13 protein-coding genes are annotated in these 17,305 nt (G+C 72.2%); 2 read left to right on the forward strand and 11 right to left on the reverse strand.

Features of this window, described 5'->3' with window-relative positions:
• Positions 1–429: 429 nt before the first annotated feature.
• Positions 430–1,437 carry a stage II sporulation protein M gene (locus tag ACZ43N_RS27575; RefSeq protein WP_468101227.1) on the reverse strand — a complete coding sequence of 336 codons (1,008 nt, stop codon included), beginning with the start codon at positions 1,435–1,437 and terminating at the stop codon, positions 430–432.
• Positions 1,438–1,576: 139 nt separating this feature from the next.
• Here ACZ43N_RS27575 and ACZ43N_RS27580 point away from each other — a divergent pair, with 139 nt between their 5' ends.
• Positions 1,577–2,545: an RDD family protein gene (locus ACZ43N_RS27580; RefSeq protein ID WP_468101229.1), complete on the forward strand. Its 969-nt coding sequence runs from the start codon at positions 1,577–1,579 to the stop codon at positions 2,543–2,545.
• 44 nt (positions 2,546–2,589) lie between these two features.
• Here the strand turns inward: ACZ43N_RS27580 and ACZ43N_RS27585 are convergent, their stop codons facing one another.
• The 8 genes from ACZ43N_RS27585 to ACZ43N_RS27620 form a co-directional block, all read right to left on the reverse strand.
• Entirely contained in the window at positions 2,590–3,204 is a 615-nt protein-coding gene (locus ACZ43N_RS27585; RefSeq protein ID WP_468101231.1) for a hypothetical protein, read from the reverse strand.
• A gap of 130 nt (positions 3,205–3,334) precedes the next feature.
• Positions 3,335–4,792 carry an adenosylhomocysteinase gene (ahcY, locus tag ACZ43N_RS27590; RefSeq protein ID WP_468101233.1) on the reverse strand — a complete coding sequence of 486 codons (1,458 nt, stop codon included), beginning with the start codon at positions 4,790–4,792 and terminating at the stop codon, positions 3,335–3,337.
• Between the two features lie 379 nt (positions 4,793–5,171).
• Positions 5,172–6,149: a cation diffusion facilitator family transporter gene (locus ACZ43N_RS27595; RefSeq protein WP_468101234.1), complete on the reverse strand. Its 978-nt coding sequence runs from the start codon at positions 6,147–6,149 to the stop codon at positions 5,172–5,174.
• Between the two features lie 164 nt (positions 6,150–6,313).
• Positions 6,314–7,465 carry a mannose-6-phosphate isomerase, class I gene (manA, locus tag ACZ43N_RS27600; RefSeq protein ID WP_468101236.1) on the reverse strand — a complete coding sequence of 384 codons (1,152 nt, stop codon included), beginning with the start codon at positions 7,463–7,465 and terminating at the stop codon, positions 6,314–6,316.
• A gap of 57 nt (positions 7,466–7,522) precedes the next feature.
• On the reverse strand, positions 7,523–8,650 hold the full coding sequence (locus ACZ43N_RS27605; protein WP_468101237.1) for an SIS domain-containing protein: 1,128 nt from the start codon (positions 8,648–8,650) through the stop codon (positions 7,523–7,525).
• 111 nt (positions 8,651–8,761) lie between these two features.
• The gene (locus ACZ43N_RS27610; RefSeq protein WP_468101239.1) at positions 8,762–8,932 is read right to left on the reverse strand and encodes a Trm112 family protein; all 171 of its coding nucleotides are present in this window, start codon (positions 8,930–8,932) and stop codon (positions 8,762–8,764) included.
• Between the two features lie 187 nt (positions 8,933–9,119).
• Positions 9,120–10,484: a phosphomannomutase/phosphoglucomutase gene (locus ACZ43N_RS27615; protein ID WP_468101241.1), complete on the reverse strand. Its 1,365-nt coding sequence runs from the start codon at positions 10,482–10,484 to the stop codon at positions 9,120–9,122.
• Between the two features lie 192 nt (positions 10,485–10,676).
• Positions 10,677–11,099 (reverse strand): DUF3499 domain-containing protein, encoded by a 423-nt coding sequence (locus ACZ43N_RS27620; protein WP_468101242.1) that lies wholly within the window; start codon positions 11,097–11,099, stop codon positions 10,677–10,679.
• 346 nt (positions 11,100–11,445) lie between these two features.
• Here ACZ43N_RS27620 and ACZ43N_RS27625 point away from each other — a divergent pair, with 346 nt between their 5' ends.
• On the forward strand, positions 11,446–11,901 hold the full coding sequence (locus ACZ43N_RS27625; RefSeq protein WP_468101500.1) for a metallopeptidase family protein: 456 nt from the start codon (positions 11,446–11,448) through the stop codon (positions 11,899–11,901).
• Positions 11,902–12,071: 170 nt separating this feature from the next.
• Here ACZ43N_RS27625 and ACZ43N_RS27630 read toward each other — a convergent pair whose 3' ends face one another.
• Together ACZ43N_RS27630 and ACZ43N_RS27635 are read right to left on the reverse strand one after the other, a co-directional pair.
• Positions 12,072–13,562, reverse strand: a complete 1,491-nt coding sequence (locus tag ACZ43N_RS27630; RefSeq protein WP_468101244.1) for a DUF5719 family protein — start codon at positions 13,560–13,562, stop codon at positions 12,072–12,074.
• Positions 13,559–17,179 carry a glycosyltransferase family 2 protein gene (locus tag ACZ43N_RS27635; protein ID WP_468101245.1) on the reverse strand — a complete coding sequence of 1,207 codons (3,621 nt, stop codon included), beginning with the start codon at positions 17,177–17,179 and terminating at the stop codon, positions 13,559–13,561. The genes ACZ43N_RS27630 and ACZ43N_RS27635 overlap by 4 nt, the downstream gene beginning before the upstream one ends.
• Between the last annotated feature and the right edge of the window lie 126 nt (positions 17,180–17,305).

Genomic DNA, 17,305 nt, shown 5'->3' on the forward strand with positions numbered 1-17,305 from the left:
CTGTTGAGTTCTCAAGGAACGGACGCTTCCTTTGTACTCACCCGAGTATCTTCTCGGGCTTTCCTCCGGGCGCTTCCCTTCGGTCTTGCGTTTCCAACCTTACCAGATCCGTTTTCCGTTCCGTTTCCGGTCGGATTTCATTTCCGGTAGCCGTTGGAGGGCTTTGCCTATTCGTTTGCCTTGCGGCTCCCTTTCGGCGAGTCCGACTTTATCAGAAGTTTTTGACCGGCCTTACCGGCCGCTCTCTCTGAATCATCGGGGTGGGCTCGCTCGTGGATCTTGTCCTCGAGGAACCGATAGATTCTCACTGCCGCCCGGGGCATGTCCACCTCTGGGCAACTGTTGAAATCTACCTCCCCGCGAGCTCCGTGTCAACGGCTCTTGCGGGAACGAGGACGACACTAACAGCCCGAGCGGGGTGGATGCACATCAGGCTGCCGTGGGCACCGTGGCGCTGCGTTCGTGCTCCTCGACGTCACCGGTTTCGCCGGCTCGCGCGGCGCGTCCGCCCAGGACATAGACGTAGGCGAGGAAGGCGACCTCGACGAGGACGCCGATGCTGATGCGGGCCCAGGTCGGGAGGCCGGAGGGGGTGACGAAGCCTTCGATGGCTCCTGAGATGAACAGGACCAGCGCCAGCCCTATCGCCATGCCCACGGCCGCTCGCCCCTCCTCGGCCAGCGCCGAGCGGCGGGTGCGGGGGCCTGGGTCGACGAGGGTCCAGCCGAGGCGCAGGCCCGTACCGGCGGCGACGAAGACCGCGGTCAGTTCCAGGAGGCCGTGTGGCAGGACAAGCCCCAGGAAGACGTCCAGTCTGCCCGCTGAGGACATCAGGCCGATGCCCACGCCCAGGTTGAGCATGTTCAGGAGAAGGATCCAGAGGACCGGCAGGCCCAGGAAGATGCCGAGGACCAGGCACATCGCGGCGGCCTGGGCGTTGTTCGTCCACACCTGGGCGGCGAAGGAGGCCGCGGGATGGCTGGAGTAGTACGTCTCGTACTGACCACCGGGGCGGGTCATCTCGCGCAGTGCGTCGGGGGCCGCGATCGACGCCTGGACTTCCGGATGGGTACCGATCCACCAGCCCAGGAGAGCCGCGACGAGGGTGGAGAGAAGCGCGGTGGGGACCCACCAGTGGCGTGAGCGGTAGACCGCCGCGGGGAAACCGTGGGTCAGGAAGCGGGTGACATCACGCCATGAGGAGCGGCGGGCACCTGTGACCGCACTGCGCGCGCGTGCCACGAGTTGGCTGAGACGGCCGGTGAGCTGGGGGTCCGGGGCGCTGGACTGGATCAGGGAGAGGTGGGTCGCCGTGCGCTGGTAGAGGGCGACGAGTTCGTCGACCTCGGCACCGTTGAGGCGGCGCTGGCGGCGGAGCAGTGCGTCGAGGCGGTCCCACTCGGCGCGATGGGCGGACACGAAGACATCGAGGTCCATCGGGTTGGCTGCTCCTCGTCCCTCTCGTACGGCGTGTCAGCTTGTCGTACAGGTCTTACTGCGGCGCGATGTGCCATCAGCTTGGCAGACTGGCCAGTCCCTGGGCGGGTCAGGGGATCGAACCGGAAGGACGACGGGTGTGAGTGAGCTAGTGACGGGCGAGGCGGTGGCGCTGGAACTGCGTCCCGCGAAGCTGCCGAGCCGGGCGCTGGCCGTGCTGCTCGACCTGGTCGTGGCGCTGGTCGTCTACCTCGTGGTGACCCTGCTCCTGGCCCTCGCCACGGCCGGTCTCGATGAGGCAGCCCAGATGGCGATAGGCATCGCGAGCTTTCTGCTCCTCCTGGTGGGTGTACCGATCGCGGTGGAAACATTGAGTCATGGGCGTTCGCTGGGGAAGCTGGCCTTCGGGCTGCGGGTGGTGCGGGACGACGGTGGGCCGATCCGGTTCCGGCACGCCCTGGTGCGCGGTGCCGTCGGGGTCGTGGAGATCTTGATGACCCTCGGGGTCATCGCGTGTATCGCTTCGTTGGTGTCTGCGCGAGGGCGGCGGCTGGGCGATGTGTTCGCGGGGACGTTGGTCGTACGGGAGCGGGTGCCGGCGGGGAAGTCGTCGTTCGTGCCTCCGCCGCCGCCCTGGCTGGCCGGGCAGTTCTCCGGTCTCGACCTGTCCGCCGTTCCGGATCCGCTGTGGCTGGCGATCCGCCAGTACCTGACGCGGGTGGGACAGCTGGATCCGCATGTCGGTGCGGCGATGGCGGAGCGTCTCGCCTCGGATCTCGCGGCGCGTACGGGGACCCCCGCGCCGTACGGGGTGCCGCCGGGCGCCTATCTCGCGGCCGTGGTGCATGAGCGACAGGCTCGGGAGGCTCGCCGGGCGTTCGGCGGCCCCGTGAGGCCCGGGTATGCGCCGCCTACCGGTGGCTTCGCGCCCGCGACCGGAGCGGTTGCGCCCGGGGCACCGGCGCCCGGTCCTGCTCCCGCCGCCCCGCCCACGCCTCCTGCTCCCGCTCCTGCCTCACCGACTGCTCCTGGGGCTTCCGCTCCCCTCGACGCGCCGCAGCAGCCGCCGACCGAGCGGCCGAGCACCGGGTTCGCGCCCCCCGCGTAGGCACGTCCGACGGACCGGCCGTCGATCCCCTCAGCCGATGCCCGTCAGTCGAACGTCGACGGCGGTGATTCCAGGTGTTCCAGCTCGATCCCGGGCGCCGCGAGGACCACGTCGCCGGCGATGTGAACGGTGTGCCGCTCCCCCGTGTCCAGGGCTGTGACCTGGTATTCGTCCACGGTGAGGGGGCCGTTGTCAGTGGCGTGTGCTTCTCTTGCGATCAAGGCCCAGGACTGGTCCAGAGTGCGCGGGGCGAGGACCGGGTCGGTGAAGGCGACGAGGCGTACGCGGGTGGCGGGCTCGGAAGGGGTGAGGCGCAGGAGACGGGCGGTGGCGACGAGGAAGGCCGGGGACGTGCCGGTGAAGGCGTGGGCGCGCACATTGCCTTCGGTGGCATGCGTACCGGTGGGGTCGGTGCGGACCCAGGTGACGCCGTCGAGGGCGGCGCCGCGGACCTGCCAGCTCGCGGCGTGCAGTTCGAGGCGGATGGGGCGGCCGAGTTCGTCGAGGGCGAGGTCGACGGAGCCGGCGTGGTCGCCGGACGGAGTGATCAGTTGGGAGACATAGCGCCAGCCGGAGGGACCCGGCGCGCAATGGAAGTGTTCTTCGGCGAGGAGGGTGTGGTCGTGCGGATCGTGCAGCGAATACCGGCCGCGGGGCATGGGCGTCCTGGGTCTTGACGGGCTGAGCCGGCCGACGGGCGGGCCACGGGACGAACGGGCAGGCCCCCGGCACGGGGGTGCGGGGGCCTGCCTGTGAGCTGCCGCGGCAGTGCGTCAGCGTGGTGCGTGATCAGTAGCGGTAGTGGTCCGGCTTGTACGGGCCCTCGACCTCTACGCCGATGTACGCGGCCTGCTCGGGGCGGAGCGTCGTGAGCTTCACGCCGAGCGCGTCCAGGTGGAGGCGGGCGACCTTCTCGTCGAGGTGCTTGGGCAGCGTGTAGACGCCGATCGGGTACGCGTCGGGCTTGGTGAACAGCTCGATCTGGGCCAGGGTCTGGTCCGCGAACGAGTTGGACATCACGAACGACGGGTGGCCGGTGGCGTTGCCCAGGTTCAGCAGACGGCCCTCGGACAGGATGATGATCACCTTGCCGTCGGGGAAGGTCCAGGTGTGGACCTGCGGCTTGACCTCGTCCTTGACGATGCCGGGGACCTTGGCGAGGCCGGCCATGTCGATCTCGTTGTCGAAGTGGCCGATGTTGCCGACGATGGCCTGGTGCTTCATCTTGGCCATGTCGCCGGCCATGATGATGTCCTTGTTGCCGGTCGTGGTGATGAAGATGTCGGCCTTGTCGACGACCTCGTCGAGGGTCGTGACCTGGTAGCCGTCCATGGCGGCCTGGAGGGCGCAGATCGGGTCGATCTCGGTGACGATGACGCGGGCGCCCTGTCCGCGCAGGGACTCCGCGCAGCCCTTGCCCACGTCTCCGTAGCCGCAGACGACGGCGGTCTTGCCGCCGATGAGGACGTCGGTGGCGCGGTTGATGCCGTCGATCAGGGAGTGGCGGCAGCCGTACTTGTTGTCGAACTTCGACTTGGTGACGGCGTCGTTCACGTTGATCGCCGGGAAGAGGAGGACGCCGTCGCGCTGCATCTCGTACAGGCGGTGGACGCCGGTGGTGGTCTCCTCGGTGACACCGCGGATCTCCGAGGCGAGCTGGGTCCACTTCTGGGAGCCCTCGGTGATGGTGCGGTGGAGGAGCTCCAGGATGACGCGGTGCTCGTCGTTCTCGGCGGTGTCGACGGAGGGGACCTCGCCGGCCTTCTCGTACTCGACGCCCTTGTGGACGAGGAGGGTGGCGTCACCACCGTCGTCGAGGATCATGTTGGGGCCGCCGGTGGGGCTGTCCGGCCAGGTCAGCGCCTGCTCGGTGCACCACCAGTACTCCTCCAGGGTCTCGCCCTTCCAGGCGAAGACCGGGACGCCCTGCGGGTTGTCCACGGTGCCCTTCGGGCCGACGGCGATGGCCGCGGCGGCGTGGTCCTGCGTGGAGAAGATGTTGCAGGAGGCCCAGCGGACCTGGGCGCCGAGGGCGACCAGGGTCTCGATGAGGACGGCGGTCTGCACGGTCATGTGCAGGGAGCCGGTGACGCGGGCACCGGCGAGGGGCTGGGCCTCCGCGTACTCCTTGCGGATCGCCATCAGGCCGGGCATCTCGTGCTCGGCGAGGGTGATCTCCTTGCGGCCGAACTCGGCCAGGGAGAGGTCGGCGACCTTGAAGTCCTGTCGGTTCTCGACAGTCGTCATGACGAGCTGCTCCTCGGTGTCGGATCGAGGGTGGGTAGGGCTGGTCTGCGCGGCGGCGGACACAGGGGTGCCCGAAGAGGACACAGGCATGCCCGCGTGCGCGCAGCGCAGTCCGTCGGAGGCCCTCTCTCCCTCGGGTCGGTCCTCCTGGGACCGCCCGACCGCCATCAGCAGCGACGTCTGGCTCCGTCCCAAGCTACACCGGTCGACCCTCGCGACCCCAGTCCGCCTGAGTACGGATCAAGCCGTTGCGTGCGGCTGCCGGGGGTTTCGTGGCTGTGGCCAGGGGCGTCGGTCGTGCGGCCGGGCGGGTGCGGGACCGGAAAGGGCAAAGGCCCGCCGTGTGATGCGGCGGGCCCGGTCCTGTGGGGCGGGGGGGTCAGTGGTCGGCGGTCGGCGCGGGGCCGCCGGGGGTGGCGTCGGCGTCGGGGCCCTTGGCGGCCTCGGCCTCGCTGTAGATGTCGGGCTCGAGGTAGATGACGCGGGCGATCGGGACGGCTTCGCGGATGCGGGCCTCGGCGGCGTTGATCGCGTGGGCCACCTCGGCGGCCGTGTCGTCGTGCTGGACGGCGATCTTGGCGGCGACGAGGAGCTCCTCGGGGCCGAGGTGGAGGGTGCGCATATGGATGACGCGGGTGACGGTGTCGCCGTCGACGACGGCCGCCGCGATCTTCTCGACCTCTTCGGCGCCGGCGGACTCACCGAGGAGGAGGGACTTGGTCTCCGCGGCGAGGACGACCGCGATCAGGATGAGCAGGGCTCCGATGCAGAGGGTGCCGATGCCGTCCCAGACGCCGTCGCCGGTGAGCAGGGCGAGGCCGACGCCACCGAGGGCGAGGACCAGGCCGACGAGCGCGCCGAGGTCCTCCAGGAGGACGACGGGCAGCTCGGGTGCCTTGGCGTGGCGGACGAAGTCCGTCCAGGACTTCTTGCCGCGCAGGACGTTGGACTCCTTGATGGCGGTCCGGAAGGAGAACGACTCGGCGATGATCGCGAAGACGAGGACGCCGACCGGCCAGTACCAGGCCTCGATCTCGTGCGGGTGCTTGATCTTCTCGTAGCCCTCGTAGAGGGCGAACATGCCGCCGACGGAGAAGAGGACGATCGAGACGAGGAAGGCGTAGATGTAGCGCTCACGGCCGTACCCGAAGGGGTGCTGCGGGGTGGCCTCGCGCTGGGCCTTCTTGCCGCCGAGGAGGAGCAGGGCCTGGTTGCCGGAGTCGGCGAGGGAGTGCACGGACTCGGCGAGCATCGAGGACGAGTGGCTGAAGAGGAACGCCACGAACTTCGCTGCCGCGATGGCGAGGTTGGCGCCGAGTGCCGCCACGATCGCCTTGGTGCCGCCTGACGCGCTCATCTGTCCGGGGTGTCCCTTCGCCTACGCATGTGTGTGCATGGGCATGGGTACCCACGCTTCCGTCCGTCACCGGCCGGGCTTTGCCCGCCTTTTGCAGGGGGCATTGTTGCAGCCCGGTCCGGTGTCGGTGCGCCGGGCTCTGGATCAGGGAGGGGTCATGGCGTTCAGGCGACCACCGTCGCGCGGAACAGTGTGCCCGGTCCGGACACCTCGGCCTTCTCGTGCGCGGGCACGAAGACGGACTGGCCGGGGGCGAGGGTGTGTTCGCCCGCTCGTACGGAACCGGCCGTGCAGAGCAGGATCTGCGGGGTGGGGAGGGTCAGGTCGTGCGGGGCGGTGGCCTCGGGGAGGACGTAGCGGGAGAGCCGGAACTCGTCGATGGGGGTCTCGTAGACCTCCTCGCCGTCGGGGGCCGCCTCGGGGCGCAGGACGCCGGGGTCGGTCGCCTGGAAGCGGACGACGCGCAGGAGTTCGGGGACGTCGACGTGCTTGGGGGTGAGGCCGCAGCGCAGGACGTTGTCCGAGTTGGCCATGATCTCGACGCCGAGGCCGTTGAGGTAGGCGTGCGGGATGCCGGCGCCGAGGAAGAGGGCCTCGCCGGGCTGCAGGCGTACGTGGTTGAGCAGCATGGCCGCGATGACGCCGGGGTCGCCCGGGTAGTGGTGGGCGATGTCGGCGTACGGGGCGTAGTCGCCGCCGAGGCGGCCGCAGGCGGCTGTGGCCTCGGTGACCGTCTCGGCCGTCGCCTCGGGGTCGGCGCTCAGTACAGCGGTCAACACCTCGCGCAGCGCGGCCTCTTCGGGGTGGGCGTGCAGGAGGTCGACGTACGGCTTGAGGGAGTCGACGTCGAGGGCGGCGAGCAGGTCGGCGGACCGCAGCGGTTCTCGGAAGCCGCAGAGGCCGTCGAACTCGGTGAGGGCGCAGATCAGTTCGGGCTTGTGGTTGGCGTCCTTGTAGTTGCGGTGACCCGCGCCGATCGGGATGCCGCGGTGCTCCTCGTCCTCGTAGCCCTCCCTGGCCTGTTCGAGATCCGGGTGGACCTGGAGGGAGAGGGGGGCGCCGGCGGCGAGGATCTTGAGCAGGAACGGCAGGCGGGGGCCGAACTTGGCGACCGTGCGCGCCCCCAGTTCGCGGCCCGGTGCCTCGTCGATCACCTCGGTGAGGGGTCCGCGCGCGGTGCGCGAGGGGGCGCCGGGGTGGGCGCCCATCCACATCTCCGCCTGCGGTTCACCGGTGGGGGCCACGCCGAGGAGGTGCGGGATGGCGGTGGTCGAGCCCCAGGCGTAGGGGCGGATGGTGTTGTCGAGGCGGTCCATGGTGTCTGTTCTTCTCCGTACGCCGTTCGGGGGTGTGCCGGGAGGGCCGGGTAAAGATCAGGCTCCCGAAGCGAGCGACAGGTAAACGGCGGCGAAATCCGTGATGGCGATCAGTTCCGCGAGGGTCTCCAGGTCGCTGCCCTCCTCGGGTTCCAGCTCGCTGACCGCGGTCTCGTGGCCGAGGGCCAGCTCGCGGGCGGCCGAGGCGGCGCTCAGTCCGCCGGTGGGCCGGTCGCGCAGGAGGAGCACGCGCGCGTGAAGGGCGGGCGGCTCCTCGACGCGGTCGCGGAAGAACGCCTCGGGGTCGGCGCTCGCGGCCAGGGGGCCGGACAGCACCACCGCGTGCGAGGCGAGGGCCTCGGGGAGCTGGGCGGCGAGGGTGGGGCGACCCGCGAGTTCGGCGAGCGCGGAGGCGAAGCGGCGGCCCACGGGGCCCGCGGCCTGGCCCTCGGTCCAGATCAGCGGGAGTGCGTCGGCGAACTCGGCGGCGAGCGTCTTGGCGGGATTGCTGTACGTGGCGATGGCGGGGCCGCAGCGCTCGGCGACGTGGTCGAGGCGGTCGGCGACCTTCGCCAGGGCGTCCGGGTCGGCGGCGACGAGGCCCATGCGGTCGAGGAGCGCGAGCATCGGGGTGAGCAGGGCCCACAGGATGCCGGGGGCGGCGGCCCCGAGGGGCACTTCCAGCTCGTACGGGGCGGTCGCCATCGGTACGAAGAGGCCGTGGGCGCCTGCCACCGCGTCGGCGACGGGCGTACGGGCCGGGGCGACGGCCACGACGGTGCAGCCGCGACGGTAGGCCTGGTCGACCAGGAGCGACAGGCCGGGTTCGGTGCCGTCGGCGGTGGCGATCAGGAGGAGGTCGACGGATCCGGCCCAGCCGGGGAGTTCCCAGCGGAGGGCGCCCGCGGCGGGAGCCACACCAGTGGGGTGGATCCGGGTGATCGGGCAACTGGCGCCGGCGAGGGCGCCGAGCAGGTCGGCGACGCCCGCGGAGGCCATGCCCGGGCCCGCGATCATGAGGGCCCGGGGTCGGCCGTCGGGTTTCAGGTCGGCGATGCCGGCCTCGGTGCCGAGGCGGATGGCCGTGCGGACCCGGGCGCCGGCCTCGGCGGCCCCTCGGAGCAGGCCGCCCTGGTCGGCCTGCGCCAGGGCGTCGGGGGTGTCTAGCAGCGATTCGTCGAGCATGGGCGGCAGCCTCCGATTCGCCGGGTGCCCTTTTTCGCCATTTCGCCGGGTTTCCCTACCCGAGCGGGATTACGCCTTGCGGTGCGCCGTGAGCCGGGCTCGGGCGTGGGGTCACGCCGGGCGGCGGGCCTCGTCGACGAGGAGGACGGGGATGCCGTCGCGGATGGGGTAGGCGAGGCCGCAGTCCTGGCCGGTGCAGGTCAGCTCGGTGTCCTGCTCGGTGAGGGGGGCGTGGCACGCCGGGCAGGCGAGGATCTCCAGGAGGCCGGCTTCGAGCGGCATGTCGGGGTCCCTTCGGGGGCGGGGTCTGTTGTGCGGGGTCGTGCGGTGCGGCCTGGTCAGAGTACCGCCGGGCGGGGGTCGGCGCCGGGGTTGGGCGGGAGGTCGGGTGCCGCCCGGGGGAGGGACCTCCCCTGGTTGGGCGTCCGGCGCCGGGCGGGTTTCGCCTGCCCGGCGCGTGGCCGCCCGCTCACCCTCTGATGATCGCCAGGACCTCGTCGCGGAGCTTGGCCATCGTCGCTTCGTCTCGGGCCTCTGCGTTCAGGCGGAGGAGGGGTTCCGTGTTGGAGGGGCGGACGTTGAACCACCAGTTCGGGGAGGAGATGGTGAGGCCGTCGAGCTCGTCCAGGGTCAGGCCCTCCCGGCCCTCGTACGCGGCCCGGACGGCGGCGAGGCGGGCGGCCTGGTCGTCGACGGTGGAGTTGATCTCACCGGAGCCCGCGTAGCGGTCGTACTGGGCGACGAGGCCGGAGAGGGGGCCGTCCTGGCCGCCGAGGGCCGCGAGGACGTGGAGGGCGGCCAGCATGCCGGTGTCGGCGTTCCAGAAGTCGGCGAAGTAGTAGTGGGCGGAGTGCTCGCCGCCGAAGACCGCGCCGCTGCGGGCCATCTCGGCCTTGATGAAGGAGTGGCCCACGCGGGTGCGTACGGGGGTGCCGCCGCACTCCTCGACCACCTCGGGGACGGACCAGGACGTGATCAGGTTGTGGATGATCGTGCCCCGGCCGCCGCGCTTGGCGAGCTCGCGGGAGGCGACGAGCGCGGTGATCGCGGAGGGTGAGACGGGGTTGCCGCGCTCGTCGACGACGAAGCAGCGGTCGGCGTCGCCGTCGAAGGCGATGCCGAGGTCGGCACCCTCCGCGCGGACGCGCCGCTGCAGGTCGACGATGTTCGCCGGGTCCAGGGGGTTGGCCTCGTGGTTCGGGAACGTGCCGTCGAGCTCGAAGTACATGGGCACGAGGTCGAGCGGCAGGCCGGCGAAGACAGTGGGGACGGTGTGGCCGCCCATGCCGTTGCCTGCGTCGACGACGACCTTCAGGGGGCGGATCGACGTGAGGTCGACCAGGCCGCGGAGGTAGGCCGCGTAGTCCGCGAGTGTGTCGCGCTGGGTGATTGTTCCCGGTGTCACGGCAGGCTCCGGCGCTCCGGACTCGCTCCAGGTCTCGGCCAGGGCGCGGATCTCGGCGAGGCCCGTGTCCTGGCCGACGGGGGCGGCGCCCGCGCGGCACATCTTGATGCCGTTGTACTGGGCGGGGTTGTGGGAGGCGGTGAACATCGCGCCGGGCAGGTTCAGCGCGCCCGACGCGTAGTACAGCTGGTCGGTCGAGCACAGGCCGATCTCCGTCACGTGCACGCCGCGTGCCGCCGCGCCGCGCGCGAAGGCGCGGGAGAGGCCGGGTGAGGAGGGCCGCATGTCGTGGCCGATGACGATGGCGTCCGCGTCGGTGACCTGGGCGAAGGCAGCTCCGAAGAGTTCGGCCAGGGGCTCGTCCCACTGGTCCGGGACAACACCGCGTACGTCGTACGCCTTCACGATCGTCGACAGATCAGCAGCCACGGCCAAACCCTTCTGAAGTCCTCACCGGATCGCCCCAAACTACCGCCCGGTGGTGCGGCCGACCGTGTGACTTCCGGGGATGTGGACGACTTCCGGGAGCCGCCGCCGCTCGGAGTCGCCCAAGGAGCCGACGAGTCGGAGAGCTCGACCCCGAACCGGCCGGGCCCGGCGGCAACGCCACCGGGCGGGGCGTCAGTTGTCGGGTGAGCGCAGGACGCGGAGGTGACCCCGGCGGGCGACCTCCATCGGGTCGGCCGTACGTGCGCCGCCACCGGCCTCGGCGGCACGCTGCTGCGGGCGGGCCGCCTCGCGCACGGCGTTGGCGAGCGCCTCCAGGTCGTCACCGCTGGGGCGGGCGGGGGCCGAGGCGTCCAGCAGGCGTACGACCTCCCAGCCGCGCGGGGCGGTGAGGCGCTCGGAGTGCTCGGCGCACAGGTCGTAGCAGTGGGGTTCGGCGTAGGTGGCGAGCGGGCCGAGGACCGCGGTCGAGTCGGCGTAGACGTACGTCAGCGTCGCGACGGCGGGACGGCCGCAAGCGGTGCGCGAACAGCGACGTACAGGGCTCACGACGTTGGACGGTACCGCACTCTTGAGCGGGCCGCGACGACTCCCCACCAGGTCACTCCACCGTGTCGTACTGTGAGACGCCCCACACGCCTCCGCGAACCCACCTCCCTGACCTGCGAGTAACCCCTCGTCCGGGATGCCGAACGGCTCGAAAGTCGATCAATTTCCGGTACAAATCAGGCCATTTGCTCTGAGCTTGCCGGTCTGGGAGAGAACGGAATCGAGCCCAACCTTGGCCGGAATGGTCATCCGGCGACAGGCCCGGCGGTTGTCCCGGGGCGCCCCCGTTCGGCGCGCCGGTTGGACGTACCAGGTCAGCGGCGTGGGGCCGGTGGTGCGGGCCGCGGTGTGGAGCCGGGCGCGCGGACCTCGTGGGGACTACGCTTCGCAGGTGATGGAGAACCTCGTACCGCCCCCCGCCGCCTCCGCACCCCGGCCCCGCCGTCGAGATCGGCACGGCAGGGGGATGCGCGGCCCCATCGCGCCGCCGCAGGTGCCGCTCGCGGCGAGTCGCGCGGAGGTCTTCGCGGACCTCGTGCAGGACTCCGTGGAGCGGCTGGAGCGGCGGTGGCCGCAGCTGGCCGACATCGACTTCCTCGTCCTCGAGGTGCCGCGGCTGGACGGCCCGGGGGACGGGGTGTGGAACGACGAGGCGGTGCCGCTCGGGGGGATCGTGCCGGCGCGGGAGGGGCGGGTCGCGCGGGTCGTCGTGTACCGGCGGCCGGTGGAGATCCGGACGAAGGGGCGGGACGAGCGGGCGGCCCTGGTGCACGAGGTGGTCGTGGAGCAGGTCGCCGAGTTGCTGGGGCTGAATCCGGAGACCGTGGATCCCCGGTACGGGGAGGACTGACCCGCCGAGGGGGCGCCCGGTGTGGTTCGCCCCCGCCGCCCCGTCCCGGTCTCCGAGGCCGAGGGCTGCCGCCCCTTCGACCCCGCCTCCTCCCGGCCCGTCGTTTGATCACACCTGGGCCGCGGAGCCTGGCACGCACATCGACGTCGGCGTGATCCAAACGGCAGACCCTAGTCCTGCAGTACCGCCACGTCCTGGCGGGCCCGGGGGACCGCTACCGTGCCGCGGTCGTCGGGGAGGGTCTGGATGGTGAAGGCCGGGATGGCGTCGACCTTGGATTCGAGGGTGCGCGAGGCGTAGACGGGGGTGTCGGTGAGGGGTTCCACGGTGAGGGCGTAGGAGCCCTTCAGGCCGGGCGGCGCCGGGAACTCCACGTTCTGGGTGGTGCCCGCCTTGATGGTGAAGGTCTTGGTCGTGGGCTCGCCCGTGGTGCTGCCCGCGGACGCGGTGACCTTGACCCTCGCGGTGCGGCTGGGGGCGGTGAGGGCGAGGGTCGTGCCCTTGGCGCGGTTGTCGGCGACCGTGGCGCGCTCGCCGACGGGCCGGGTGGCCGGGATGAACGCCGTTTCCTGGTTGTCGCCCTTGCCGCGCACGACACGGAGGGCGGCCACCACCGGGATCGGCTCGTCGGTGGGGCTCAGCAGGAGTGATCCGGCCTCGCCGCGGGTGATGGCACCGAGATCGGCCGTAGCGGTCATACCCGCCTTGACGTGCAGGGTCTCGTTGCCGGCCGGGGTGATCGCCCCGGCGGGCGAGGCGAGCCGGAGCTTCAGGTCGGCGTCGATGTCGCCGGGCGTGAAGGCGATCAGCTGGACGGACGTGGCGTCCTTCGGGATGCCGGGGAGGACCGCGCTGCCGGCCGGGTCGGTCGCGGCGGCGATCCAGTCACCGCCCTGTTTGTCGTCGAGGGCCTGCACGGCGGCGGCGACACGGCCGCTGCGGACACTGATGTGGACCGTGAGGTCGGCCTGCTTCTCCGTGGCGAGTGTCGACAGCAGCACGGGTTCGGTGGAGCGGGGCCGGACGGTGATTCCCTCCCCCACCGTCGACTTGAGGGCGCCGTCCTTTCCGTAGAGCTCGATGTCGACGACGGCGGCCGCGTCGTCCGGGTTGGTCAGGTGGACGTAGTCCGTGCGGCCGGCGGCGGTGCTCACCCCCGGGAACCAGAACTGAGTGTCCGGAGCGGTGCAGTTGACCCCGAGCAGGCCCCGGCCGGTGCCGGCGGCGACCTCGGTGGTCTCCTGGACGGTCCAGCCGGGCGCGAACTTCCCCTCGGCCGTGCCGATCAGCGCGGGCGCATCGCCGCCGTCGGTGCTTCCGGTGGCGGGCTTGCCGGGCTCCTTCGGCTCCAGGACGGGCTTGCCGGCCTTGCCCTTCTTTCCGGTGTCCGCCGACTCCTGTCCCCCGGAGGTCAGTTGGGCGCCGCCCTTGCCCGAGGTGCCCTTGGTGACGGGAGTGAAGGACGTGTACGCGGTCTCGGCGATGTCCGAGGCGCTCGGCTGGGGGCAGAGCAGACTCGTGCGCTCGACGGGGAGTTGCGCGGCCGCCTCGACGGTGGTGGTGTCGCCGCCGGAGGCGTCCGGCGCGCTGAGCACGGCGAACCCGGTGACGGCGGCGAGGGCGGTCGTGCCGGCGATCAGGGACAGGGTCGTGCGGTTCACTGCTGGCTCCCGTCGGGGCGCTCGGGGTCGGCGCCGGTGCCGTGCGACGGGTCGTACGTCGCGTCGTAGCCCTGGTTGTACGTCTGGTCGTAGGAGGACGCGTCGCCCCCGTAGGAGGCGTACGGGTCGTACTGGCCGCCCTGGTAGGGGTCCGCCTGGTAGTGCTGCTGGTCGTACGTGCCCGCCGGGTACTGCTGGGCGGCCTGGTACTGCTGGTCGTACTGGCCGTAGTCGGCGCCCGCGTAACTCGGTGTCTCCCACTCGCCGTACGACTGCTGCTGCGGGACGGGTGCGGGGGCCGGGGCCTCCTCGGCGGGGGGAGACGGGGTGGCGTCGGCCAACTGGTCGGCCTCCGCCTGGGCGCGCAGACGGCGGGCGCGGCGGCCGTCGCCGGTGATGTCCTGGGCGGGCACGGCGACCGGCTCGTCGGGCAGGTCGTCGTCGACGTCGCGGCGGCGGCCGGGCAGGGCGAGGACCACGAGGACGACGGCGAGCGAGCCCTGCGCCCACAGCCAGCCGGTGTGGCTCACGGGCTCGTCGAAGGTGACGTCCAGCCTGCCGCCCTCGGCGGGGAGCTGGAAGCCCTGGGCCCAGCCGTCGACCGTGGTCGGGGTGAGCGGCTTGCCGTCGAGAGTGGCGGTCCAGGACTCGTCGGCGGTGTCGGCGAGGCGCAGCACGCGTCCCGAGCCGCCGGCCGGGAGGGTGGTGTGCACGTCGACGGGGCCGGCCGCGACGGACTTCGGCTCGCCGGAGGCCGCCTCGACGGTGACCCGGGCCACCTCTCGGTCCACGCGCCACAGGGCGCTGCCGTCCTGCTGGCTGAGCCGGCTCAGCCCGGGCGTGGCGTCGAGGACGCGGCTCATCTCGCGGGGAGCGCCCCGGCGGACGAGGACGTAGCGCACGGCGAAACCGCCGAGTTCGTCGGCCTGGTCGGCGCCGGAGCCGGCGACGAGGTTGGCGACGACCTTGTCGAGCTGCTCGTTCTCGCCGACGGCGGCCGTGAGTTCGGCGTCGCCGAGGCGGACGCCCGAGCCGCGGACCAGGGTGTAGGAGACCTCGGCGGTCGAGTCGCTGTCGAGGACGAGGGTGCGGGCCTGGTCGCGGGTACCGCTCTCCTCGGCGACGAAGGCGGGGACCTGGACGGGGTCGCGGCGCTCCAGGGGACCGTCGGCGCCGCCGATCATCCAGCCGGCGGCGGCCAGGAGCGGGCCGACGGCGGCGGCGAGCGCGATCAGCGCGGCCACCGGCTGGCGCCAGCCGAAGCTCTGCTCGGCCACCCGCGCGCGTGCCCCGTCGGCGCCCAGCGTCGCGGCGGCGAGGAGGGCGATCCCGTAGACCAGGGTCGCGGGGCCCGCCCAGGTGGAGCCGTTGGACAGGACGGCGAAGACGAGGCCCGCCAGGGCGGCCGTCCAGGCGGTCCCGATCGCCGGTCGGCGTTCCGAGCGCAGCAGGGCGGCCAGCGCGGCGAGGACGACACCGATGAGCGTGAGGCCGCCGACCGTGCCGGGGCCGCCGGGGCTGATGCCGAGCAGATCGGTCGGGGAGGCCGCGCTCGCCCCGTACTCCAGGCCGGCCTCCTGGAAGAAACCGAACGGCAGCAGGGTCAGCGACCAGGGGGCCAGGATCAGCAGCGGAGTGCCCAGCTGGGCGAGGAAGCGCGGGCCGTAGGCAGTGATCTCGCGGCGGCGCACGACGAGCACGGCCACGCCGAGGAGCAGCGCCATGGGCCACACGATGGGGGTGAACGCGGTGGTGATCGTGAGCAGCAGCGCGTACGCCCAGGTGGCGCGCCAACTGCCGCGCGCCCCCGTGCTGTTCGTGAGCCCGGCCGCGGCGGCGCCCGCGCGGGCGATCAGGGGCAGCAGGATCGCGAGGACGGCGGTGCCGATGCGCCCCCCGGCGAGGGCGCCGGTGACGGCGGGCAGGAAGGCGTACACGACGGCCGCCCAGGCGCGCAGCAGCCGGGACTCGACGAGGGGGCGCGAGGCGAAGTACGCGGTGCAGCCGGCCAGCGGCACGGAGGCCACGAGGAGCACGGTGACCGCGAGCCCGGTCGAGCCGAACAGCAGGGAGGCGAGCATCGCGACGATCGCCAGGTAGGGCGGCGCGGCCTCGGCGCCGCCGGCGCCGATGGGGTGCCACGCGTCCAGGTAGCGCGACCACAGCTCGGCGGAGTCGGCGGGCGCGGGGAGGAGGGCGCCGCCCGCGAGCGCGCCGCCGCCGAGGAGCGCGCGGCAGGCGACGAGCGAGGCGAGCAGCAGCACGAGGAAGAGCAGCGGGCCCGGCTTGCGCGCGACGCGCTTGAGCCGGGCGAACTGCTCGACCTCCAGGAAGTCGGCGTCGTCGTCGCCGGGCCCGGACTCGACGGCCCCGCCGTGCCGTCCGGCAGAGGAGGTCTCGGTGTCGGAGCGGCCGAACAGATCACCGGCGGCCTGCTCGACAGTGGCGCGGACGGTCGCGCCGGGCGGCGGGAACAGCGCACGCAGCTCGCCCTTGTCGACCTGTGCCCCGCCTCTCCTGCGGCGCCCGGCGATGATTCGCTCGGGTCGCAGCAGCACGCTCAGCAGACCGCGGATCTCGTCGACGGCCTGCCCGGGGACCTTGCCCACGAGGTAGGCGACGGTCCGCAGCAGGGTGCCGAGCACGATGCGGAACAGCAGCCAGGGGAGCTGTGCGGTGCGGGAGTTGACGAGCAGGGTGTAGACGGCGCCCGCCTTGTCCACCATGTGCGGGGAGGCGGCGGAGCGGCCCACGCAGTCGACGGTGCGGCGCTCGCGGGCGGACGCCTCCGCGTGCCGTACGACCGCCTCGGGGGCGACGAGGACGCGGTGTCCGGCGGCGGAGACGCGCCAGCACAGGTCGACGTCGTCCCGCATGAGGGGCAGTCGGCGGTCGAAGCCGCCGAGCTCCTCGAAGACGTCGCGACGGATCAGCATGCCGGCGGTGGAGACGGCGAGGCTGGGCTTGACGTGGTCGTGCTGGCCCTGGTCCTGCTCGCGGCGGTCCAGGCCGGTCCAGCGGCGGCCGGAGGCCGCGATGGTGACGCCGACCTCCAGGAGCTGACGGCGGTCGTACCAGCCGCGGAGCTTGGGGCCGACGACGGCGACGTCGTCCCGGCCGAGCTCGCGTTCGTTCTCCACGACGCGCAGCAGCTGGGCGAGGGCGTCGGGCTCGGGGGCGCAGTCGTCGTGCAGCAGCCACAGCCATTGGACCGGCTCTCCGTGCGGGAGCTCGGGCATGTCGTACGCGTCGTCGCGCCATGTGCGGGTGACCGGGTCCCAGCCGCTGGGGCGGCGGAGGTAGGCCAGGTCGTCCTGGGTGAGCACGCCCGCGGTGCGGTTGGCCTCCTCGACGGCCTGGCCGAAGCCGGTGCGCCGGGCGAGGTGCAGGACACGGTCGGGGCCGAGGGCGTCGGCGAGGAGCTGGGCGGAGTCGTCCGCGCTGCCGGTGTCGGCCGCCATGGCGCTCTGCACGGGGCGCTCCTGGCCGAGCAGTCCGGCGAGCGCTTCGGGCAGCCATCGGGCGCCGTCGTGCGCGACGAGGACCGCGGTCACCACATGACGTGGGAACTCAGGGGTGGCAGCGTCGTGAGCTGCGGTGTGGCTGTGCACGGACATCGAGGTACGGGCCCCGGTTCGATGGACTGCGGTGGACGTCTGTGTCCGGCGGGGACAGCGGGACGTCTTGGACGAGGGCCCACACTAACGGCAATGAAACAGGGGCGGCGCGGAGCGCCTGGGTGA

It is taken from the genome of Streptomyces sp. NPDC030814, assembly GCF_055572155.1.